The 20563-nt window shown below is 64.5% G+C and carries 17 protein-coding genes; 13 read left to right on the top strand and 4 right to left on the bottom strand.

The annotated features are described in order from the left end of the window. The first annotated feature begins 197 nt into the window (after nucleotides 1–197). From KYX69_RS03610 to KYX69_RS03550, 13 genes are all read left to right on the top strand, one after another. Nucleotides 198–824 carry a TetR/AcrR family transcriptional regulator gene (locus KYX69_RS03610; protein ID WP_300493807.1) on the top strand — a complete coding sequence of 209 codons (627 nt, stop codon included), beginning with the start codon at nucleotides 198–200 and terminating at the stop codon, nucleotides 822–824. After that, nucleotides 817–2502, top strand: coding sequence for an MFS transporter (locus KYX69_RS03605; protein ID WP_300493804.1), 1686 nt, complete (start codon nucleotides 817–819; stop codon nucleotides 2500–2502). The genes KYX69_RS03610 and KYX69_RS03605 overlap by 8 nt, the downstream gene beginning before the upstream one ends. Then, nucleotides 2499–3614 carry an HlyD family secretion protein gene (locus tag KYX69_RS03600; RefSeq protein ID WP_300493801.1) on the top strand — a complete coding sequence of 372 codons (1116 nt, stop codon included), beginning with the start codon at nucleotides 2499–2501 and terminating at the stop codon, nucleotides 3612–3614. Before KYX69_RS03605 ends, KYX69_RS03600 begins: the two co-directional genes overlap by 4 nt. Before the next feature lie 5 nt (nucleotides 3615–3619). Beyond that, nucleotides 3620–4984 carry an efflux transporter outer membrane subunit gene (locus KYX69_RS03595; RefSeq protein WP_300493798.1) on the top strand — a complete coding sequence of 455 codons (1365 nt, stop codon included), beginning with the start codon at nucleotides 3620–3622 and terminating at the stop codon, nucleotides 4982–4984. A 321-nt stretch (nucleotides 4985–5305) separates the two neighbouring features. After that, on the top strand, nucleotides 5306–8731 hold the full coding sequence (locus tag KYX69_RS03590; protein ID WP_300493796.1) for a response regulator: 3426 nt from the start codon (nucleotides 5306–5308) through the stop codon (nucleotides 8729–8731). After that, entirely contained in the window at nucleotides 8716–9564 is an 849-nt protein-coding gene (locus KYX69_RS03585; protein WP_300493794.1) for a CheR family methyltransferase, read from the top strand. Before KYX69_RS03590 ends, KYX69_RS03585 begins: the two co-directional genes overlap by 16 nt. Further along, nucleotides 9561–10133 carry a chemotaxis protein CheB gene (locus KYX69_RS03580; protein WP_300493792.1) on the top strand — a complete coding sequence of 191 codons (573 nt, stop codon included), beginning with the start codon at nucleotides 9561–9563 and terminating at the stop codon, nucleotides 10131–10133. Before KYX69_RS03585 ends, KYX69_RS03580 begins: the two co-directional genes overlap by 4 nt. After that, nucleotides 10130–11812, top strand: coding sequence for a response regulator (locus KYX69_RS03575; RefSeq protein WP_300493789.1), 1683 nt, complete (start codon nucleotides 10130–10132; stop codon nucleotides 11810–11812). Before KYX69_RS03580 ends, KYX69_RS03575 begins: the two co-directional genes overlap by 4 nt. Nucleotides 11813–12191: 379 nt before the next feature. Beyond that, entirely contained in the window at nucleotides 12192–12377 is a 186-nt protein-coding gene (locus KYX69_RS03570; protein WP_300493786.1) for a hypothetical protein, read from the top strand. Nucleotides 12378–12553: 176 nt separating this feature from the next. Then, nucleotides 12554–13255, top strand: a complete 702-nt coding sequence (locus tag KYX69_RS03565) for a hypothetical protein (protein WP_300493783.1) — start codon at nucleotides 12554–12556, stop codon at nucleotides 13253–13255. Next, the gene (locus KYX69_RS03560) at nucleotides 13252–14451 is read left to right on the top strand and encodes a M48 family metallopeptidase (protein WP_300493781.1); all 1200 of its coding nucleotides are present in this window, start codon (nucleotides 13252–13254) and stop codon (nucleotides 14449–14451) included. Before KYX69_RS03565 ends, KYX69_RS03560 begins: the two co-directional genes overlap by 4 nt. Nucleotides 14452–14461: 10 nt before the next feature. Then, entirely contained in the window at nucleotides 14462–15037 is a 576-nt protein-coding gene (locus KYX69_RS03555) for a hypothetical protein (protein WP_300493780.1), read from the top strand. 86 nt (nucleotides 15038–15123) lie between these two features. Continuing rightward, complete coding sequence (locus tag KYX69_RS03550) at nucleotides 15124–15318, top strand: hypothetical protein (RefSeq protein ID WP_300493778.1); 195 nt, start codon at nucleotides 15124–15126, stop codon at nucleotides 15316–15318. A gap of 13 nt (nucleotides 15319–15331) precedes the next feature. On the opposite strand, the gene gatB is transcribed toward KYX69_RS03550, so the two are convergent. From gatB to KYX69_RS03530, 4 genes are all read right to left on the bottom strand, one after another. Further along, nucleotides 15332–16792, bottom strand: coding sequence for an Asp-tRNA(Asn)/Glu-tRNA(Gln) amidotransferase subunit GatB (gene gatB / locus KYX69_RS03545; protein ID WP_300493776.1), 1461 nt, complete (start codon nucleotides 16790–16792; stop codon nucleotides 15332–15334). A 152-nt stretch (nucleotides 16793–16944) separates the two neighbouring features. Further along, a complete protein-coding gene (gene gatA / locus KYX69_RS03540; protein ID WP_300493775.1) occupies nucleotides 16945–18429 on the bottom strand; it encodes an Asp-tRNA(Asn)/Glu-tRNA(Gln) amidotransferase subunit GatA in 1485 nt (494 codons plus the stop codon). Next, a complete protein-coding gene (gene gatC / locus KYX69_RS03535; RefSeq protein ID WP_066660166.1) occupies nucleotides 18429–18716 on the bottom strand; it encodes an Asp-tRNA(Asn)/Glu-tRNA(Gln) amidotransferase subunit GatC in 288 nt (95 codons plus the stop codon). Before gatC ends, gatA begins: the two co-directional genes overlap by 1 nt. Nucleotides 18717–18759: 43 nt before the next feature. Continuing rightward, entirely contained in the window at nucleotides 18760–20511 is a 1752-nt protein-coding gene (locus KYX69_RS03530) for a DUF4153 domain-containing protein (protein WP_300493770.1), read from the bottom strand. Nucleotides 20512–20563 lie beyond the last annotated feature (52 nt).

The raw sequence follows: 20563 nt of genomic DNA, 5'->3' as shown, positions 1-20563 counted from the left end.
GCGTGGGAACCCGTCTGCGCGAAATGAGTTTCGCGTCCGGAACGTTTTTTCTGGATGGTTCGGGAGCGTGCGCGAACAGCGCGCGTGCGAGGCGCGCTTGCGCCTTGCCGCCGCCTTGGGCGCGCGCTAGCGAAGTTATTCAACAGGTATTGAATTAATGCCGCAGGATACCGATCTGGTCGCGCAAGGAGCAGTTCATGAGCGAGAGACGCGGCCGTGGGCGGCCCAAAGAGACCGAGACGGATACCAGCGCGTTGATCGCGCGGTCGGCGCTGCTGCGCTTTGCCGCGCAGGGCTATGACGGGACGAGCCTGCGCGAAATTGCGGGCGATGCTGGGGTCGATGTCGCGCTGGTCGCCTATCGCTTCGGCGGCAAGGAAGGGCTGTGGAAGGCGATCGTGTCGCAAGCGGCGCGCGATCTGCACGCGGCGCTGCAGGCGGCCGAGGCGGACCGTGCCCCGGTCGAACGGTTGCGGCACGCCATGCGGAGCTTCATCGCCTATCTGCTCGAGCGGCCCGAAGTGCCGCGCCTGTTGCTGCGCGATATCGCGATCGACAGTGAGCGGTCCCGGTGGCTGCTGGATGAACTGTCCTCGCCGCTGCATTCCCATTTCTATGAACTTGCCGTCGCGGCGGCCAGCGATTGCGACAGACCAGCGCCAGATCATCTGCAGTTTCGGGTGGCGAACTTCATCTACGCCGCAGCAAGCGCGGTGGCGCGGCGCGAGCGGCTGACGCGGCTGGTCGACGAAATTACCGACGATGCTGCGTTCGCGGCGGCGCTGGACGCAACTCTCGTGGAGGGGGCGCTGCGTTGTGAGTGAGCGGCCCGTCCTGATCGACCATGCGGCGGGATACCGGTTCAAGCCGCACGAGCTGCCGATCCTGCCCGGATCGCCCGCCAACCCGGATCACCCGCGCCGGCGGCGTATCGCCTATCTGGGCATCGGCATTTTCATGGGTCTGCTCGGCGGCGCGCAGAACGGGTTTCTGCTGGCCAATGCGGGTGCGCTCCAGGCGCAGCTGGCGCTGACCCCGGTCGAGGCCGGATGGCTGACCGTGGCCTTCTACTCGACCTATGCTACCATGAGCATGATGCTGTTCCGCGTCCGGCAGGAATTTGGCATCCAGATGTTCGTGCGCTGGGCAATGGTCGGGTTGGTCGCCGCCAATTTCGTGCAGATGATCCAGCCGGGCTATTATCCCGAGCTTGCCGCGCGCGCGGTTGCCGGGATTACCGCCAGCGGCCTGTCGGCGCTCGCCATCTACTATCTGATGCAGGGGCTGCCCGCCGCGGTACGGGTCGGCGGGCTGGTCATCTCGCTCGGACTGACGCAGGTCGCGTTCCCGCTGACCCGTGCGCTATCCCCCGCCTTGCTGGTCGATGGCGATATGGGCCGGGTATTCCAGTTCCAGTTCGCATTGTCGCTGCTTGGGCTGGGACTGGTCACGCTGCTGCGGCTGCCGCCGGGCATCCGCAAGAAGACGTTCGAGCTGCTCGACATCCCCAGCATCGCGCTGTTCGTGATCGGGGTTTCGGCGTTGTGCGCGTTCCTGATCCAGGGGCGGATCGAGTGGTGGGATACGCCGTGGCTTGGCTATGCCCTCGCGCTGGCGATCCTGGGCATCGGCGGCTGCCTGTTGATCGAAGCCAATCGCAAGAGCCCGATGCTGGACCTCAGCTGGTTGTCGAGCCGGGCGATCCTGGGCCTGGCGCTGATCGGCGCGACGGTCCGCATTCTGGTGGCGGAGCAGGGCTTTGGCGCGAGCGGTATGTTCGCCGCGCTGGGGTTCGGCAATGATCAGCTGGTCGGTTATTTCTGGGTGCTGACCGGTGCCACCTTTGGCGGGATGATGGTATCGGTTGCGCGGCTCGATCCGCGCGACCTGACCCGGCCGGTGCTGGTGGCGGTGGCGCTGATCTGCATCGCCGCCTTCGCCGATACCCGCACCGGCGTGATGAGCCGGCCGCAGGACCTCTACCTGACCCAAGCCGCCATCGCCTTCGCCGCGGTGTTCGCGATGGGCCCGCTGCTGATGGAAGGGATGCTGCGCGCGCTGGCGGCGGGACAGAATTACGTGGTCAGCTTCATCGCGATCTTCTCGCTCTCGCAGTCGCTGGGCGGCCTTGCAGGGATTTCACTGCTGTCCGCCTATCATACAGTCCGGCTCAAGACGCATTTGATCGATGCTGGCAACACGCTGACGCTGGGCAATGCACCGCTGGCACAGGCGTTGAGCAACGCGGCGCAGCGGGTGGCACCCGTGCAGCTCGACCCGGCACTGCGCCAGCAGGCGGCATCGGCGAGCATCTCGGCCGAGGTCGGCCGGGAGGCCGCCGTGCTCGCGTTCAACGACGTGTTTTTCGTGATCGGCACACTGTCCGCGCTGACCTTTGTCGCGCTGCTGGTGCCGTGGCTCATCAACAAGATTCGCGGGCGCAATCCGCTCGCCAAGGAACTGGCCTTCATGGAGGCCATGCGCACAGGAACGACGCAATGACCAAAGAAGCTGAACCCGGACCCGAAGCAGTGGCCCGCGAAGACGAAGCGCCGGCAGTGGAGCAACCGACCGGCTGGGCGCCGGCACGATCGCGCCGCAACATCGTAATAGCGGTCGTTGCGATCGTGATCGGGGCGCTGGTGGCGCTCTATGCCTGGGGTCTGCCGCCGTTCGACGGCGCGAACCAAACGACGAACAACGCCTATGTCCGGGGGCGCACGACGATCGTCAGCCCGCAGGTCGGCGGCTATCTGGTCGACGTGCCGGTGGCGGATTTTCAGCGCGTGGAGAAGGGCGATCTGCTCGCCCGGATCGACGACAAGCCGTTCCGCGAAAAGGTGCAGCAGGGCGAGGCCAATACCGCCGCGCAGCGCGCGACACTCGCCAACAGCGCGCAGAGCCTGCGTTCGGCTCAGGCTCAGCTCGACCTGCAGGATGCCGCGGTCGCGGCGGCGCGTGCGGGCCTGCAAAAGGCGCAGGCGGACATGAACCGGATCGCCGAGCTGGTGGATGAGGGATCGGTTTCGCTGCGCGAGCGCGATCAGGCGCGCGCGGCGCTGCAACAGGCGCAGGCCGGGGTGCGGCAGGCGCAGGCACAGCGCGCGATCGCGGCGCAGAATGTGCGATCGGTCACGGTCGGACGCGGCGCATTGGAAGCGCAGGTGGCCGGGGCCGAAGCGACCAAGGGCCTGGCGGATTTCGAGCTGTCGCGCACCGAAATCCGCGCCGCGCGCGCGGGCCGGCTGAGCGAAGTCACCGCACGCGTCGGACAATTGGTCACGCCGGGAACGCAGCTCATGTACATCGTGCCCGACGATCTGTGGGTGGTTGCCAATTTCAAGGAAACCCAGACCGCAAAGATGGCGGTCGGGCAGCGCGCAACGCTCGAAATCGACGCGCTGGGCGGTGTCCGCCTGACCGGACGCGTCCAGAGCATCGCGCCGGCCGCGAGCAGCGAGTTCAGCCTGGTCAAGCCCGACACCGGCGCGGGCAATTTCGTAAAGGTGCCGCAGCGGATCGCGGTGCGCATCGTCCTCGACAAGGGGCAGGCGGCGGCGCGCCGACTTGGTCCGGGCATGTCGGTGGTGGCCACCGTTCACACCAAGGGATGAAGATCATGCGCAAGTCCCTGATCCTGGCGGCGGTGTCCGCCCTCACCCTGTCCGCCTGCGCCCCCGCGTTGCAGCAGGTTCCGCTGGGCAGCGCGATCACGGCGCCGACCGAATGGCGCACCCCGCTGGGCGTGACCGCGCCAGTTGAGGCGGATTGGTGGAACGGCTTTGGCGATCCCCAGCTTGCCCGGCTGGTCGAGCAGGCGCGGGCGAACAATGCCGATGTGCAGGTCGCCGCCGCACGGGTCGAGGAGGCGCGCGCCACTGAGCGTGGATCGCGCGGCTATCTGCTACCGTCGGTAGGGGCCGGGGTCGAAGGCGGCGTGCGGCGGGAGGTTTCACCGTTCGGGCGCGCGCAGGAATCGGTCGCTGCACAGCCGACCTTTCGCGCATCGTACGAGCTGGACCTGTTCGGCAAGAATGCGGCGCGGGTCGGGGCGGCCAAGGCCGGGGTTGCAGCGAGTGCAGCGAGCGCGGAAGCCGCCAAGCTTTCGGTGAGCGCGGCCACGGCGACGGGCTACATCACGCTGCTCGCGCTCGACAAGCGGCTCGAGGTGCTGGAGGCGACGCGTGACGCGCGGGCGAAGGCGCTCAAATTCGCGCGCGACCGGGCGGAGGTCGGTTACACGTCCCAGCTCGAACTGCGGCAGGCGGAGGCTGAGTATCAGGCGACGGTGCAACTGCTCCCGCAGCTCAAGGCCCAGATTGCGCGACAGGAAAATGCACTGTCCGTGCTGACCGGCGCGTTGCCGGGCGCGATCACGCGCGGCGGGACGCTGGAACAACTGCGCCAGCCCGCGCCGCCGGCGACGCTGCCGTCACAGCTGCTGCGACGACGCCCCGACATCGCGGCTGCGGAATATGCGATTGCCGCCGCTGACGCCCGCATGCGCGTGGCGCGCGCCGAGTTCATGCCGTCGATTAATCTGGGGGCGAGCGCAGGCGTCGTCCTCTCCGACCTGCTCGCCAACCCGATCAGCGTCTGGTCGCTCGGCGGAAGCGTGCTTGCCCCGATCTTTCAGGGCGGAAGGCTCCAGGCACAGCTCGACGGGGTGACCGCACAGCGCGACCAGGCCGCGTGGAATTATCGTTCGGTCGTGCTCAACGCCTTTCGCGAAGTTGAGGACCGGATGGCGGTGCTGGCAAATCTGCGCGAGCAGGAAGTGGCGCTGGTGGCGCAGCAAAAAGCGGTCGCGGACGCACTGCGCCACGCGCAGAACCGGTACCGCGCCGGCTACACACCGTATCTCGAACAGATCGATGCACAGCGCGCACTACTCGGGGTAGAGTTATCCCTCGTCCAGGCGCGTGCGGACAAACTGACGGCAATGGTTGGGCTGTTTCAGGCGGTGGGGGGTGCCCCTGAATAAGCTTGGGGTCGCCCGTCCAGAACGACCCAACCATGCAAGCCGGGTACTTGTAGCCATGCAGCGGGACTTCGGAACGAAACCGCGCCCGCCGAGTTACAGCAGCCGGCGTGCGAACGGCTTGAACCCATTCGCGTTCATCGACGTTGACCAAGGGGGCTGAGCCACAGGGCTCGATGGGCGACCGAAAATCAATACTTGGCTTTACTCCTCGCTCGAACCGCTGTGCGTTTGACGCGAGTCACCTCACGCGCAGTTCCGACTTGCACTGGCGGGCTTGCCGTGGAAGCGGAAGGATGATCTCGTTCCAGGAATTTCAGCTAGATGACCAAGGCCTCGACTCACGCAGCGCCATATTCGCGTACCCGGATCGGGTTGGGTACCGCTTTGGGGGTCGCCGGCGCGCTTCTGTTTTTCCTGATTACCGGGGCCGTCACCTATTCGAATATGCTGGCGCTACGCGCCGATACCGCCAAGGTTGTTCACACGCACGACGTGATCACCGAACTTGGCAACCTGCTTTCGGCGACGCAGGATGCCGAAACCGGCCAGCGCGGCTTCCTGCTCACAGGTGATAAACGCTATCTCGAGCCCTATCAGGACGCGATTGCGCGGGCTGACGCGAGCGTTGTCGCGATCCAGTCGCTGACCAGCGACAATCCGGTACAACAACTGGCTCTGCGCCGACTCAAGCCCCAGCTGGCTGCGCGCTTCGCTGAACTGCGCGAGACAATCGAACTGCGCCGCACGCGGGGCGTTTCGGCCGCACTGGATGTCGTCACCACCGATCGTGGCAAGGTCCAGATGGACGCGTTGCGCGCGCAGATCGATGCAATGCGGGCCGAGGAGCGTCGCCTGCGGATGGGCCGACTGCAGCAGATGGACAGCGCGTATTCGACCGCGATGCTCAGCGGCATCCTCGCTGCGATTCTGGGAATCGGCCTGACGCTCGCGGTCGGCTTCCTGGTCCACCGCAGCACCGTTGCACGCCAGCGCCAAGACTGGCTGCAGGCGGGTGAGGTCGGACTTGGCCAGGCGATGCTGGGCGACAAAACGGTGCACCAGCTCAGCGACAGTATCCTCGACTTCCTTACCCCCTATCTCGGCGCGCAGGCGAGCGTGTTGTTCAAGGGTGAACACGGCGCGTTCGAGCGGGTGGCGACGCTGGGGGTGCCTGGCGATGCCATTGTGACCGATCGCTTTCGCTTGCGTGAAGGGATGCTCGGTCGGGCCGCGGCTGACGGCGCCTCCGTGGTGCTCGACGATGTGCCCGAGGGGTATCTGACGCTTGGCTCCGCGCTGGGGCGCGATACGCCACGACACCTCGTCATTGCGCCGCTCAACGCCGATGGCGCTGTAAACGCCGTGATCGAGCTTGGCTTTCTGCATCCTGTCGCTCCCGGCGTGCTCGAGTTTCTGGAGCGTATCGCCCAGCCCGCCGGTGTCGCGCTGCGGTCCGCCAAGTATCGCAGCGAGTTGCAAGCACTGCTCGACGAGACGCAGCGCCAGTCGGAAGAGCTGCAGGTTCAAAGCGAGGAGCTCAGGGTTTCGAACGAGGAGCTTGAGGAGCAGGGGCGCGCGCTCAGGGAATCGGCAGTGCGGCTGGAGCAGCAGCAGGTCGAACTCGAACAAGCCAACACGCAACTGGAGGAACAGGCGCAGCTGCTCGAAGCACAGCGCGACGACCTTGCGCGGACCAGTGCTGCGGTCGAGCTCAAAGCGCGCGAGCTGGAACAGGCAAGTCAGTACAAGTCCGATTTCCTCGCCAATATGAGCCATGAGCTGCGCACGCCGCTCAACTCCTTGCTGATCCTGTCGAAGCTGCTCGGCGACAATCCGAATGGGAACCTAACCGACGAGCAGACCCAATATGCCCGGACGATCCAGGCATCGGGCAACGACCTTCTCAACCTGATCAACGATATTCTGGACCTGTCGAAAATCGAGGCGGGGCATGTCGAGATCGATGCGCAGGCGGTGACGCTGGCGCGCCTGACCGCCGATCTGCGCCAGACCTTCGATCCGATCGCGCGTGACCGCGGGCTGTCGTTCGACATCGACGTCGCGAGCGATGCACCGAGCGCGATCGGTACCGACCGCCAGCGGCTGGAACAGGTTCTCAAGAACCTGCTCTCCAACGCGTTCAAATTTACCGAGGCGGGCGGCGTATCGCTCGCGATCGCGCCGGTGGGGGAGGATCGGCTGGCGCTGACCGTCACCGACACCGGCATCGGCATTTCGCCCGAACAGCATCAGGCGATCTTCGATGCGTTCCGCCAGGCGGACGGGGCGATCAACCGCAGGTTCGGCGGAACCGGCCTGGGACTGTCGATCTCGCGGGAGCTGACGCGACTGCTCGGCGGATCGATCGCGCTCAAGAGCGCGCCCGGCGCCGGCAGCAGCTTCACGGTCACCATCCCCCTCGATTACGATCCCGCGCTGGTCGAAGCGCGCGCCGAACCTGCTGCGGCGGCCGCCTCCGCTTCGACGCCCGCCATCGCCCCGCCGCGCCGGACGCAGCGGCTTGCGCCGGTCGAGGACGACCGCGACCGGCTGGAGGGCGCGCGCCGCGTGCTGCTGGTGGTCGAGGACGATCAGGTTTTTGCCGGGATCGTGCGCGACCTGTCGCGTGAGGCCGGATTCCAGACCCTGGTCGCCGGCACTGCCGAAGAGGCGCTTGCCCTCTCCCGCCAGCATCGACCCAGCGCAATCGTGCTGGACCTTGGCTTGCCCGACCAGTCAGGCCTAGCCGTGCTCGACCGGCTCAAACGCGAAGATGCCACGCGCCACATCCCGATTCATGTCGTATCGGCCAGCGACCAGACACAGACCGCCTTTTCGCTCGGCGCGATGGGCTATCTGCTCAAGCCGGTGAAGCGAGAAGATTTGGCCAGCGCACTGGAGACGCTGGAGGCACAGCTGAGCCGCACCGTCCGTCGCGTGTTGATCGTCGAGGACGATCCGGTGCAACGCGACGCGGTGGGCAAGCTGTTGGCCGGGCCCGAGGTCGAGACCGTCGGCGCAGGCACCGCTGCCGAATGCCTGCAGCTCCTGCGCGAGCAGACGTTCGATTGCATGGTGCTCGACCTCACGCTGCCCGACGCGTCCGGCTTCTCATTGTTTGAAACCCTCAGCGAGGACGCTGCGCACAGCTTTCCGCCGGTCATCGTCTATACTGGCCACGATCTGTCGCGCGAGGACGAGCAGAAACTGCGGCGCTATTCGAGCTCCATCATCATCAAGGGCGCGAAATCGCCCGAGCGCCTGCTCGACGAGGTGACGCTGTTCCTGCACCAGGTCGTGTCCGAGCTCCCGCCCGAGCAGCAGAAGATGATACAGCAGGCGCGGCATCGCGACGCGGTGCTCGAGGGACGGCGAATTCTGGTCGTCGAGGACGACGTCCGGAACGTTTACTCGCTGACCAACATTCTCGAGCCGCGCGGTGCTAAGGTTGCGATTGCGCGCAATGGCCAGGAAGCGCTCGACGCGCTCGACGGCGCCGCCGGCACACCTGACCCGATCGATCTTGTGCTGATGGACGTAATGATGCCCGTCATGGACGGACTTGAGGCGACCCGGCGGATGCGGCTCGACCGGCGCTGGGCAAAGCTCCCGGTCATCATGTTAACGGCCAAGGCGATGCCGGACGATCAGGCCAATTGCCTCGCCGCCGGCGCCAATGATTACATGGCCAAGCCGCTCGACGTCGACAAACTCCTCTCGCTGGTGCGCGTATGGATGCCGCGTTGACCCGGGGATCGACCGAAGCGGTCGAGGATATCGAAATCCACCTGCTGCTGGAGGCACTGTTCCGGCGCTATCATTACGACTTTCGCCATTATGCGCGGGCGTCGATCAAGCGGCGCTTGCGCCAGGCGCGCGAGCAACTCGGCTTTTCCGACTTCACGGCAATGCAGCAGGCGCTGCTACACAGCGACGGGCTCGTCACGCGCCTGCTCGACTATCTGACGGTCCAGGTGAGCGAGATGTTTCGCGATCCGGGGTATTTCCGTGCGATCCGCGAACAGGTGCTGCCGCACCTGCGTACCTATCCCTCGCTCAAGCTCTGGATCGCCGGATGCAGCCACGGCGAGGAACTCTATTCCTTCGCAATTATGCTGCATGAGGAAGGCCTGCTCGATCGCGCGCTGATCTATGCGACGGACATCAACCCTGCGGCGCTCGAAGCGGCGCAGAGCGGCGTCTATGCGCTGGATCGTCTCGCGACCTTCACGCGAAATCATCAGCGCGCGGGAGGCAAGGCCTCACTTTCCGACTATTACACCACAGCCTATGGCCGCGCCGTCTTCGACAAGAAGCTGCGCGCGCAAGTGGTGTTCTCCGATCACAGCCTGGTGACAGACGCGGTATTTGCCGAGTGCCAATTTGTGTCGTGCCGCAACGTCATGATCTATTTCGACCGGAACTTGCAGGATCGGGCAGTCGGATTATTCAAGGATTCCCTGACGCGGCGGGGATTTCTCGGTCTTGGCTCCAAAGAAACGCTGCGCTTCTCCGCGCATGCGGACGCGTTCAGCGACTTCGTCCGCGAAGAAAAAATTTACCAGCGGCGGGACGGGTGAGCGCCGCGCGCCCACAGGCAATCGTGGTCGGTGCGTCGGCTGGTGCCGTGCAGGCGCTTTCCGTGATCCTATCGCGCCTCCCCGCGAACTATTCCCTGCCCGTGCTGGTTGTGGTGCATGTGCCCGAGGGTCCTTCCGGATTGCTTCCTCTATTCGCCAACAAGAGCGCGATCGCTTTTCGAGAGCCGGAGGATAAGGAGCCAATTGCACCGGCAACGGTGTATATCGCCCCGCCCGGCTATCACATGCTCGTAGAGGCGGGCCTGAGCATTGCCCTGTCCACCGACGAACCGGTGCTGTTTTCCCGACCCTCGATCGACGTCCTGTTTGAAAGCGCCGCCGATTCCTACGGGTCTGGCCTCACCGGGATCGTCCTGACCGGCGCGAATGACGACGGCGCGCGCGGTGCCGCCGCGATTTCGCGTTCGGGCGGCATGGTGCTGGTCGAAGATCCCGCGACCGCCTATGCCTCAGCGATGCCGACGGCAGCGCTCGCCCGCTGTGCGAACGCGACTACAATGTCGCTCGACGCGATCGCCGAACATCTCCTTGAGCTTGGAAGATCATGAGCAACGCGACCCAACCGATCCATTTTTTGATCGTCGACGACCTCGAGGAGAATCTGCTCGCGCTTGAAGCGCTGCTGCGCCGGGACGGCCTGTCCTTTCTGCGCGCGCGATCGGGCGAGCAGGCACTGGAACTCCTTTTGCAGCATGAAGTCGCGCTCGCGCTGCTCGACGTGCAGATGCCGGGCATGGATGGATTCGAACTGGCAGAATTAATGCGCGGAAACGGACGCACCCAGAATGTCCCGATCATCTTCGTCACTGCCGGAAGCGCCGACACCCAACGGCGCTTTCGCGGATACGAGGCGGGCGCTGTCGACTTCATCCAAAAGCCGATCGAGCCCGATATCCTCCGAAGCAAGGCCAATGTGTTTCTCGAACTCTATCAGCAGCGCCGCGCGCTCGCCGATTCTGCGGAGCAGCTTGAAAAACAAGTTCGCGAGCGGACCGCGGAGCTTGAACACACTCTGGTGCGCCTCCAGTCGGAGATCGCCGAGCGTGAGCGTGCCGAGGCCTCCCTGCGTCAAAGCCAGAAGATGGAAGCCGTTGGCCAGTTGACCGGTGGCATTGCCCACGATTTCAACAATATGCTGACGGGGATCATTGGACCGCTTGACTTGTTACGGCGCAAGATCGCCGTCGGGCGTATCGACGAGATCGACCGCTATATCGACGCAGCCACCGCATCGGCAGAGCGCGCGGCGTCGCTGACGCACCGGCTGCTGGCGTTTTCGCGGCGGCAGTCGCTGGATCCAAGCCCGCTCGACATCAACGCATTGATCAAATCTATGTCACCGCTGATCGAGAATGCGCTCCCTGAACAAATCAAGCTCGATCTCGCGTTTGGCAACGACCTCCCGTACGCGATGGCCGACGCCAATCAGCTTGAAAACGCGCTCCTCAACCTCGCGATTAACGCACGCGACGCGATGCTCACGGGCGGGCAACTCACTATCGAGACCGCCGTTGTCCACGTTGACGCGGAGCAGCATCTGATCCGACCAGGAGTGCCGCAGGGGGAGTTCGTCTTGGTATCGGTCACTGACACCGGCACTGGCATTCCCGCCGACGTGCTCGAAAAGGTATTCGATCCCTTCTTTACAACGAAGCCGCAAGGTCATGGAACAGGCCTGGGCCTGTCGATGGTCTATGGATTTGCGCAACAGAGCGGCGGTGCGGTGCGGATCCACAGCAATGCCGGTTTGGGAACGTCGGTCAAACTGTACTTACCAACTACCCACACGCGCCCGACTATCGCGGCAGTTGCACCGGTGGTGATGCGCGCGGGCGCAGGTCAGCGCGTTCTAATCGTAGAAGATGACCACGCGGTAAGAATGCTCGTCTGCGAAGTGCTTCAGGAACTTCAGTATGAGGCGCTCGAGGTTTCGGAACCTACCGCTGCGCTCCCACTCTTGGCGTCTGACCAACGGATCGACCTCATGGTGTCCGACATTGGGATGCCGGGCATGAACGGGCGCGATCTCGCTGAGGCGGCGCGGTTGCATCGACCGGATATGCCAATTCTGTTTATCACGGGCTACGCCGAACAGGCGACCCGGCGCGCTGACTTCCTTGGCGAAAACATGTCGATGATTACCAAGCCATTTTCACTCGACACGCTCGCGAGAACGATTGACGACCTTATCGGCCAAGGCTCACCTGCGGAGAATCTCTCGGAGTGACTAAACTCCTGGCACGAGACAACCTTGCCTGCCAGAGCGTCGCTGCCACCAATCTGGATCGGATGACGTCAGTTGTGTGCCAGTTACTGGCATCACCTGTTGTTAAAAGATGTGGCAAAGGGTGCAGCAATCAAACACGGATACAGCTGATTACCTGATAGAACTGCACCATATGCCACGATCTAGCGTCTCTTAATCAGCGGGTCCTAGGTTCGAGCCCTAGTGCGTCCACCATTCCCTGAAATTGATCCCTGCAGTTGCAGAGCGTGCAGCGCCAGCATGCCATCCATCCATCCATCACGCGCGTGGCAGACCAAGGGCGCGGTGTTCGCTGAACCAAAGCGACAGGCAGGCGTTCGATCGGCATAGGAGACACGCCATGCCCGTCGAACCGCCAATCCCTGCCCAGCCGTCAATCCCGCCGCCCGAAGCGCCGCCGATGCCCCAGCCGGGCCAGCCCGCACCCGGGACGCCGGAGATCGTCCCCCCCGCGCCCGACATCGACATCCCCGCGCCGCAACCAGACGGCGAACCGCCTTCGACCCCCGTGCAGCCGGTGGCGTAAGAACACGCTCCGCCCCGCGTTCGTTACCATGCACCGACGTTGAAGTTGCGCTCTGCGCAGACCGGAAAATCGACAAACTGACCGCTTCCCTTTTGCAACTGCTTTGATAAGTCTTCGGCAGACCAGGGGGAAATTCAGTGAAACTACACGCGTTTATGCTCGCGGCGTTGGCCGCGATGCTGAGCTTGACGGGCGTCGCGCACGCACAGGAAAAGACGGGGAACAAGCCGGGATTCACATTGAAGCCGGGCACGGTGCGCATCGTCCTGATGCGGCCCACCATCCAGGTTGGCGCGCAATCGACAGGCGGGATGAACGAGCCCAATGCCGATTGGACCGCGCAGGCGCGCGAATATATCGGCAAGGCGCTTCGTGATCACCAGACGCGTCTCGGCAACGAGGTCGTCGAATATGACGAACAAGCCAGCGGCGACGGGGCAGTCGTTACGGAGTATTCGCGGCTGTTCGGTGCCGTCGCGGATTCGGTTATCGAATATCAATTCTTTCCCGGAAACCGCCTTACGACCAAAAAACGCAAGGACAGTTTCGAGTGGGGCATCGGCCCAGGACTTGCGCAGCTCAAGTCGCTGGAAGGTGCCGATTATGCGCTGTTCATCAACACGCACGATCAGTACGGGTCGACCGGTCGTAAGATGCTTCAGCTGTTTGCCGCGATGGGCGGGGTCAGCGTCACGTCCGGCGTCCATGTCGGTCATGCCGGACTGATCGACCTACGGACCGGTGAGCTCGTCTGGCTCAATGCGGACCGCGAAATGGGCGGCGATGTCCGGACTCCCGAAGGCGCGGCCAAGCGGGTCGCCCAGCTGCTGGAAGGCTTCCCGGGTCGGCCGGCCGAAGCGCAGGCAGCGGCGAAATGACCATGACGCGCTGGTCGGGCGTTGCGGCGCTATTGCTCGGCGCGGTGGCGCCGACCCATGCCGCGCGCTCCGATCAGGCATCCGCGCTCCCGGCCTACACGCCCGCTTATGAGCCCACGACCGTCGATGAACGCGGGCTGTGGATGCAGGCAGACGAGCGCGAACGGATGTTGCGCGACAGCCCGCTGCGGATCAACGACGGCAAGCTGGAATCGTATCTGACGCAGGTGCTTTGCCGCAGCGTGGGTCAGGACCGGTGCAAGGGCGTTCGCATCTATGCGATGGAAGTGCCCGCCTTCAATGCATCGATGATGCCGAACGGCGCGATGGAGGTGTGGTCCGGGTTATTATTGCGGGTGCGGGACGAAGCCGAGCTGGCTTCGGTGCTCGGCCATGAGTTCGCCCATTTCGAGCTGCGTCACAGCCTGGCCGGCTTCAAGGCCCGCCGTTCGGCCAGTGACGTGATCGCATGGATCGGCGTGCTGGGGGCAGTGGCGGCAAGCTATGGCTACTCGACCGGCGGCGGGAATGTTCAGATCTCGCTGATGGGTTCGTTTTTCCAGTTCAACCGGGAACAGGAAACGCAGGCCGATCTGCTCGGGCTCAAATATATTTCCGCTGCGGGCTATCCGGCTCAAGCATCGTCCGAAGTCTGGCAATCGCTGATGGCCGAAAGCGATGCGTCGGTCGCCGGCCGGAAACAGAAACCGAAGCAACGGTATAGCGCAGGATTTTTCGACACGCACCCGACGCATCTGGCGCGCGCATCCTATCTTGCCAAAGAAGCCCTGCGCATCGGTCCATCCGGTGACGCACGTGGAGCGAGCTATCAGGAAGCGATGGCCCCTTATCTGCCGCGGTTTCTCGATGCACAAATCAAGCTGAATGATTTCGGCGGAACCACCTATTTGCTCGACAATCTCGCCACACGGTGGGGGTCAATGCCCGAATTGCTGTTCGCGCGCGCCGAGCTGTATCGGGCGCGCGGATATCCCCGCGATCTTCAGACTGCCAGCGACCTGTATCGACAGGCCGCTGTAGCCGGATATGCCGCGCCCGAACTGCACCGCAACCTTGGACTGGCGCTGCTCCGCAATGGGGAGAGCGTCGAGGGCCGCAAGGCGCTGGAAGAATATCTTCGACTGAAACCTGACGCTAGCGACGCCAAGGCGATCGCGTCGCTCATCGAAAATTGAGGAAATTGCCATGAAATCCGCAATGATTGCGATCGCTCTGCTTGCTGGTGCACCCGCGCTCGCCAACTCCCTGGTGCCCCCCGGTCCCCGCGCCGCAATCGCCAAGTCCAGCATGTCGGCCACTCCCGCCGACGAGTGGAACAAACTGACTCGCAATGAAGGCAAGAACACCGAAATCTGGACGATCGACGGCGACGGCCTGAACAAGGTGACCTTCTTGGGCGGCATTGCGCCTGGCATGCCGATCATGCGCGAAGTCGACCGCAAGAACCGTCCGCTGCCCAAGGTGACGGCCAACATGCTGATCACCGATATCCCGGCGCTGCTCGAATCCACCTATCGCGTGCGTTACGGCGTCAACCGGATGAGCATCGACAGCCAAGAGCCAGCGACGATCAGTGGCCAGAAGGGAATCCGGTTTACCTATAGCTTCACCCGCGACGATGAGGTGTCGCGCAAGGGTGAGGCGATTGGCGCGGTCATAGGCGGCAAGCTCTACCTTGTCGCCTATGAAGCACCCGCGCTCTATTTCTTCGACAAGGATGTCGAAAAATACCGCCGCGTGGCGGAAACGCTGAAGTTCTGACCCAACTGCCGCGCGCGGCAGATTGACCGCTTACCCGGAGCATCTCGCCAGCTGGCGCGTTGTTCCGGGCGAGAGGATGCCGATCGATGACCGACCCTGACCCGCACCCGGACAGCCTGCCCGAAGCCGATCACGACCACCGCAGCGACCTCGAACGCGCGGTCGATGAAACCAACCGCGACATCGAGAATATTCGGGACAAATCTCCGCCGGATGGCGTCGACGGGGCCGTCGGCGGGACCGGCGGCGTGACCAGAAACCAGGACGACACCGCGCAGTAGAGGCTGGGGCCCTTTATCCGGCAAGCGCCTTCTTCAGCAGGTCGTTGACCACGCCGGGATTGGCCTTGCCGCCCATCGCCTTCATCGTCTGGCCGACGAAGAAGCCGAACAGGGCTTCCTTGCCGCCGCGATACTGTTCGAGCTGACCGGGGTTCTTGGCCAGAACGTCGGCGATCACCGCCTCGATCGCGCCGGTGTCGGACGTCTGCTTGAGCCCGCGCTCCTCGACGATCTTGCCCGCACTATCGCCGGTTTCGAGCATGATCTCGAACACCTGCTTGGCGAGGCTGCCAGAGATGGTGCCATCCGCGACCAGGCCGAGCAGTTCGGCCGCCTGCGCCGCGCTCACCGGCGACTCCTCGATGCTCTTGCCCAGCTTGTTGAGCGCGCCGAACAGCTCGGACGTAACCCAGTTCGAAGCCGCCGCACCCTTGGCACCCGCGTCGAGCAGCGCGTCGAAATAGCGCACGGTCTCGACCTCGGCGGTCAGCACGCCGGCATTATACGGCGTCACACCCGCCGCGATGTAGCGCGCGCGCTTGGCGTCGGGCAGTTCGGGCAGCGACGCGCGGCACGCGTCCAGAAACGCATCGTCCAGTTCGAGCGGGAGCAGGTCGGGATCGGGGAAATAGCGATAATCGTGCGCGTCTTCCTTCGACCGCATCGACCGAGTTTCGCCGCGATCGGGGTCGAACAGGCGCGTTTCCTGAACGATCGTGCCGCCGCTCTCCAGCACCTCGATCTGGCGCTTCGCCTCGATCTCCACCGTCTGCATGACGAAGCGGACCGAGTTGACGTTCTTGGTCTCCGTCCGCGTGCCGAACTCCGCGCCGGGCTTGCGCACGCTGACGTTGACGTCGGCGCGCATCGAACCCTGGTCCATATTGCCGTCGCACGAGCCCACATAGCGCAGGATCGAGCGCAGCTTGGCAAGATACGCCCCTGCCTCGGCGGGCGAGCGCATGTCGGGCTTCGACACGATCTCCATCAGCGCGACGCCGCTGCGATTGAGGTCGACATAGGACAGGCGCGGATGCTGGTCGTGCATCAGCTTGCCGGCATCCTGCTCGACATGGATGCGCTCGACGCCGATCGTCTTGGTCTCGCCATCGACGTCGATCTCGATCGCGCCCTCGCCCACCAGCGGGTGGTAGAGCTGGCTGATCTGATAGCCCTGCGGCAGATCGGCGTAGAAATAGTTCTTGCGGTCGAAGCGCGACCATTTGTTGATCTTCGCGTCGATCGCCATGCCGGTGCGCACCGCCTGACGGATACACTCGATGTTCGGTACCGGCAGCATGCCCGGCATCGCCGCGTCGACGAGGGAAACCTGCGTGTTCGGCTCTGCCCCGAACGCGGTAGCCGCGCCCGAAAACAGCTTGGCGTTGGACGTAACCTGCGCATGGACCTCCAGGCCGATCACGACCTCCCACTCACCGGTTTCGCCTTTGATGCGATAAGTCGATTCAGTCATTTGCCTGCAACTTCCGTTCAGCGCGCTTTGCCCGGCGCCTTTTGGAGTAATATCCCCAGCCCAGCCCCGCACAGAGGCCGAACAGATCGGCTGCGAACATTGCGATCGGCATAGCGATGAGCGCTACGATCGCGATGCACGCTTCTTCCATCCTACCACCACTGCTCCGGCCGCGCCGTGAAGCCCGCCCGCTGCTCGATCGCGAGGCTCGCGTTGAGCACGCCCTGTTCGTCCAGCGGCTTGCCGATGATCTGCAGGCCGAGCGGCAGCCCGTCCTTGTCCAGCCCGCCCGGCACCGACATCGCGGGGATGCCCGCCAGCGAGGACGGCACGGTGAAGACGTCGTTCAAATACATCGCCAGCGGATCGGCGCTCTTCTCGCCCAGTGCGAACGCGGCACTCGGCGCGGTCGGGGTCAGCAGCAGATCGCACTGCAGCCACGCCCGCTCGAAATCGCGCGCGATCAGCGTGCGGACCTTCTGCGCCTGGGTGTAGTACGCATCGTAGAACCCGGCCGAGAGCACATAGGTGCCGATCAGGATGCGGCGCTGCACCTCCGGGCCGAACCCGGCGGCGCGGGTCGCGGCGTACATGTCCTGCAACCCCGCCCCATCGGGCAGGTCGCGCTGGCCATAGCGCACGCCGTCATAGCGGGCGAGGTTGGACGACGCCTCTGCCGGGGCGATGATGTAGTAAGCCGGCAGCGCGTACTTGGTATGCGGGAGCGAGACTTCGACGATCTCCGCGCCCGCATCCTTCAGCCAGTCGATGCCCTGCTGCCACAGCGCCTCGATCTCGCTCGGCATGCCGTCGACGCGATATTCCTTGGGAATCCCGACCTTCTTGCCGCGCAGATCGGGGTTCAGCCCCTGCTCCCACTTGGGTACGTCGAGCTTGAGCGAGGTCGCGTCCTTGGCGTCGAAGCCCGCCATCGCCTCCAGCATGATCGCGCAATCGCGCACGTCGCGCGCCATCGGGCCGGCCTGATCGAGCGACGAGGCAAACGCCACCACGCCCCAGCGCGAGCAGCGGCCATAGGTCGGCTTGATGCCGCTGATGCCGGTGAACGCCGCAGGCTGGCGGATCGAACCGCCGGTGTCGGTGCCGGTCGCTGCGGGCACGAGCCGCGCGCTGATCGCCGCCGAGCTGCCGCCCGACGAACCGCCGGGTGCGAGCGGGGCATTGCCGCCATCCTTGCGCCGCCACGGGCTGATCACATTGCCGAAATAGCTGGTCTCGTTCGACGATCCCATCGCGAACTGATCGAGGTTCAGCTTGCCCAGCATCCCCGCGCCTGCGTCCCACAATTTCTGCGAGACGGTGGATTCATAGACCGGCTTGAACCCCTCCAGCATATGGCTGGCGGCGGTGGTCTGCACGCCCTTGGTGCAGAACAGGTCCTTCATGCCGATCGGCACGCCAGCCAGGGGTTTCAGCGTTTCGCCAGCGGCGCGCGCGGTGTCGGCTTCACGCGCGGCGGCGAGCGCATGCTCGGGCGTTTCGACGATGAAGGCGTTGAGCTGCTTGGCCGCGCTCACCTTGACGATGAAGGCGTCCGCGACTTCGCGCGCCGAAAACTCGCCCGTGCGGATGCCGTCGCGCAGCGCGGCGACGCCGAGGTTGGTGAGGTCGGTCATTATTCGATCACCTTGGGCACGGTGAAAAAGCCATGCTCGGCGAGCGGCGCATTTGCCAGCACCGCGTCGCGCATGTCGCCGTCGTTCACGACATCGTCGCGCAAGCGCAGCGTGTTGGGGATCACGGCGGTCATCGGCTCGACGGACGAAGTATCGACCTCGCCCAGCTGCTCGATCCAGCCGAGGATATTGTTGAGCTCAGGCGCGAGCCGCTCGGCGTCGGCATCGCTGATCGCGATACGCGCTAGGCTCGCGACCTTCTTCACGGTGGCGGGTTCTACGGACATGCGGGAGCGCCTAGCAGCGACGCCCCCGTTTCAGCAAGCGGGGTTATTCGAACGGATCGCCGACCGGCACGCCGCCGACGAAGACCTGACGGCGCTGGACGGGGCGGACTTCGATCCTGCCATCGCGATACCCATCGCTAAGCGCCGCCTTCTTTGCGGAATCCAGAATCCTCGTTTCTAGAAAGCGCCATTTTCCGTCGGTGGACTCGATCCGGATCGGGTTTCGGCACATCCAATCGACGCCAGTGGCCTCATCACTCCGCTCTACTACGGATGTTACGCAAGAATCCTTGTAGATCAGTGCCTGCCGCTCGCCGGGGAATACATACATGGTGCAACGCTGGTCATTGTCACCACAGACTTTGTAATCGGCCAGTATCCCCCGCAGCTCGGGCGTAAGGGGAATAGCGCTCGGGAGCATGCGGACCCGCTTTTCCACTTCAAACAGCCGCGCCTGTTCGCGCTCGCCTCCCATCAGCTCCCAGCGAGTCTTTGCCGCCATTGCAACGTTCGCCGCCTTGCGGGTCTTGGCATCGCCGGAAGAGTTCAACCGCTCCAGCGCCTTCCGCCCCGGTTCGCCAAAATCGAACGCCAGCGCCGCCCAGTCGAACTTGTCCGGCGACACCTTACCCGACTCCAGCCGCGCAACCTGATCGCGGGCCGAGATCGCGTTGAAGCTCACCAGCGGCGTCGCGAGCAGCAGTGCGACGCCGCACACGATCATCGCCAGATGCAGGTTAGCGGGCCGCACCCGCTCCGCCCAGCCACCGCGTCCGCGGATCACGCTGGCGATGTACGCGACCGCCACGACGCTCGCGATGACGACGAAGGTCAGACCCCACAACCGCTCCGGCGTGAAGCCATACTGCCCGATGCGCAGCCCGGTCGCGACGGCGGCAATCCCGACCAGCGGCAGGATCGCCACTGCCAGCACCAACGCCGCCCAGCGCAGCACGCGATTGCGCGGCGCATCGTCACCACCATTGCCGATCACCGCATTAACCAGCAACAACGCCCCGACCGCGCAGGCGAGCAGGATCGGCGTGGTAGCCTTGGTCGCCTCCCACAAAGGCTGCAATCCGGTGAATGGCAGCGCGATCAGGAATAGCCCGAGCCCCACCGCCAGCACCGGCGCGAGCACGCCCAGCACCAGCATCGCGACATTCTGGAGCAAGCCGACGATCCGCCGCTGTTCACGCAACAAGGCGAGACCCAAGCCGAAGGACAGCCCGACCAGCCCGCGCCAGAACCATTCCTTTTCAAGCAGGTCGCTGAGCAGCTCGATCCCGATCAGTTCGAACAAAGCGGCAAGCAGGAACGACAGCAGCATGACGACGCCGACAAACGCCCAGCTGAGGCACCACAGCACCGCATTGGTCCAGGCGTGATCGTGCGCCAGAGGATAGGACAGAGGCCGAAACCCGCCCTCACGCCCCGCCTGAAACAGCGGCGCGGCGATGCCGATAGCGAGCGCGAGGCAGACGAGCCGCCAGCCCTCGGTCGCGCTCCACCCCGATGTCGCGCCGTTGAAATAGAGGATCAGCGCCGCGACCGCCCCGCAGCCGACCGCGAAGATCCCCGAACGGATCAGATCGGTGCGAATCACGACGAAACCGAACAGGATCGCCGACACGCTGACAAAGCTCAGCAGCGCGAGTCGTACCGCGCTGATCTCCGCCTGATAGCCGGTTCCGATGATCCAGTGCGCGATCAGCCCCGCAGCCAGTCCCAGCGCGGCGAGGATCGGCGGCAGCAATGGCCAACGTTCGTCCCGTTGTTCGACCGCTTCGTTCATCCCCTGCCCCCTTCGATTGCGCCCACCAAGGTTGCATCCTTCGCAACCATCG

Source organism: Sphingomonas sp. (genome assembly GCF_030145815.1).
Lineage (GTDB): Bacteria > Pseudomonadota > Alphaproteobacteria > Sphingomonadales > Sphingomonadaceae > Sphingomonas.
This window is presented reverse-complemented; position numbering and strand designations above follow the sequence as displayed.

What these genes read in the sequence shown, in the direction of transcription:
- KYX69_RS03590 (WP_300493796.1), top strand. Translation starts at nt 5,306, where the DNA reads ATGACCAAGGCCTCGACTCACGCAGCGCCATATTCGCGTACCCGGATC.
- KYX69_RS03595 (WP_300493798.1), top strand. Translation starts at nt 3,620, where the DNA reads ATGCGCAAGTCCCTGATCCTGGCGGCGGTGTCCGCCCTCACCCTGTCC.
- KYX69_RS03555 (WP_300493780.1), top strand. Translation starts at nt 14,462, where the DNA reads ATGAAATCCGCAATGATTGCGATCGCTCTGCTTGCTGGTGCACCCGCG.
- KYX69_RS03600 (WP_300493801.1), top strand. Translation starts at nt 2,499, where the DNA reads ATGACCAAAGAAGCTGAACCCGGACCCGAAGCAGTGGCCCGCGAAGAC.
- gatA (WP_300493775.1), bottom strand. Translation starts at nt 18,429, where the DNA reads ATGACCGACCTCACCAACCTCGGCGTCGCCGCGCTGCGCGACGGCATC.
- KYX69_RS03550 (WP_300493778.1), top strand. Translation starts at nt 15,124, where the DNA reads ATGACCGACCCTGACCCGCACCCGGACAGCCTGCCCGAAGCCGATCAC.
- KYX69_RS03530 (WP_300493770.1), bottom strand. Translation starts at nt 20,511, where the DNA reads ATGAACGAAGCGGTCGAACAACGGGACGAACGTTGGCCATTGCTGCCG.
- KYX69_RS03560 (WP_300493781.1), top strand. Translation starts at nt 13,252, where the DNA reads ATGACCATGACGCGCTGGTCGGGCGTTGCGGCGCTATTGCTCGGCGCG.
- gatC (WP_066660166.1), bottom strand. Translation starts at nt 18,716, where the DNA reads ATGTCCGTAGAACCCGCCACCGTGAAGAAGGTCGCGAGCCTAGCGCGT.
- KYX69_RS03610 (WP_300493807.1), top strand. Translation starts at nt 198, where the DNA reads ATGAGCGAGAGACGCGGCCGTGGGCGGCCCAAAGAGACCGAGACGGAT.
- KYX69_RS03570 (WP_300493786.1), top strand. Translation starts at nt 12,192, where the DNA reads ATGCCCGTCGAACCGCCAATCCCTGCCCAGCCGTCAATCCCGCCGCCC.
- gatB (WP_300493776.1), bottom strand. Translation starts at nt 16,792, where the DNA reads ATGACTGAATCGACTTATCGCATCAAAGGCGAAACCGGTGAGTGGGAG.
- KYX69_RS03575 (WP_300493789.1), top strand. Translation starts at nt 10,130, where the DNA reads ATGAGCAACGCGACCCAACCGATCCATTTTTTGATCGTCGACGACCTC.
- KYX69_RS03585 (WP_300493794.1), top strand. Translation starts at nt 8,716, where the DNA reads ATGGATGCCGCGTTGACCCGGGGATCGACCGAAGCGGTCGAGGATATC.
- KYX69_RS03565 (WP_300493783.1), top strand. Translation starts at nt 12,554, where the DNA reads ATGCTGAGCTTGACGGGCGTCGCGCACGCACAGGAAAAGACGGGGAAC.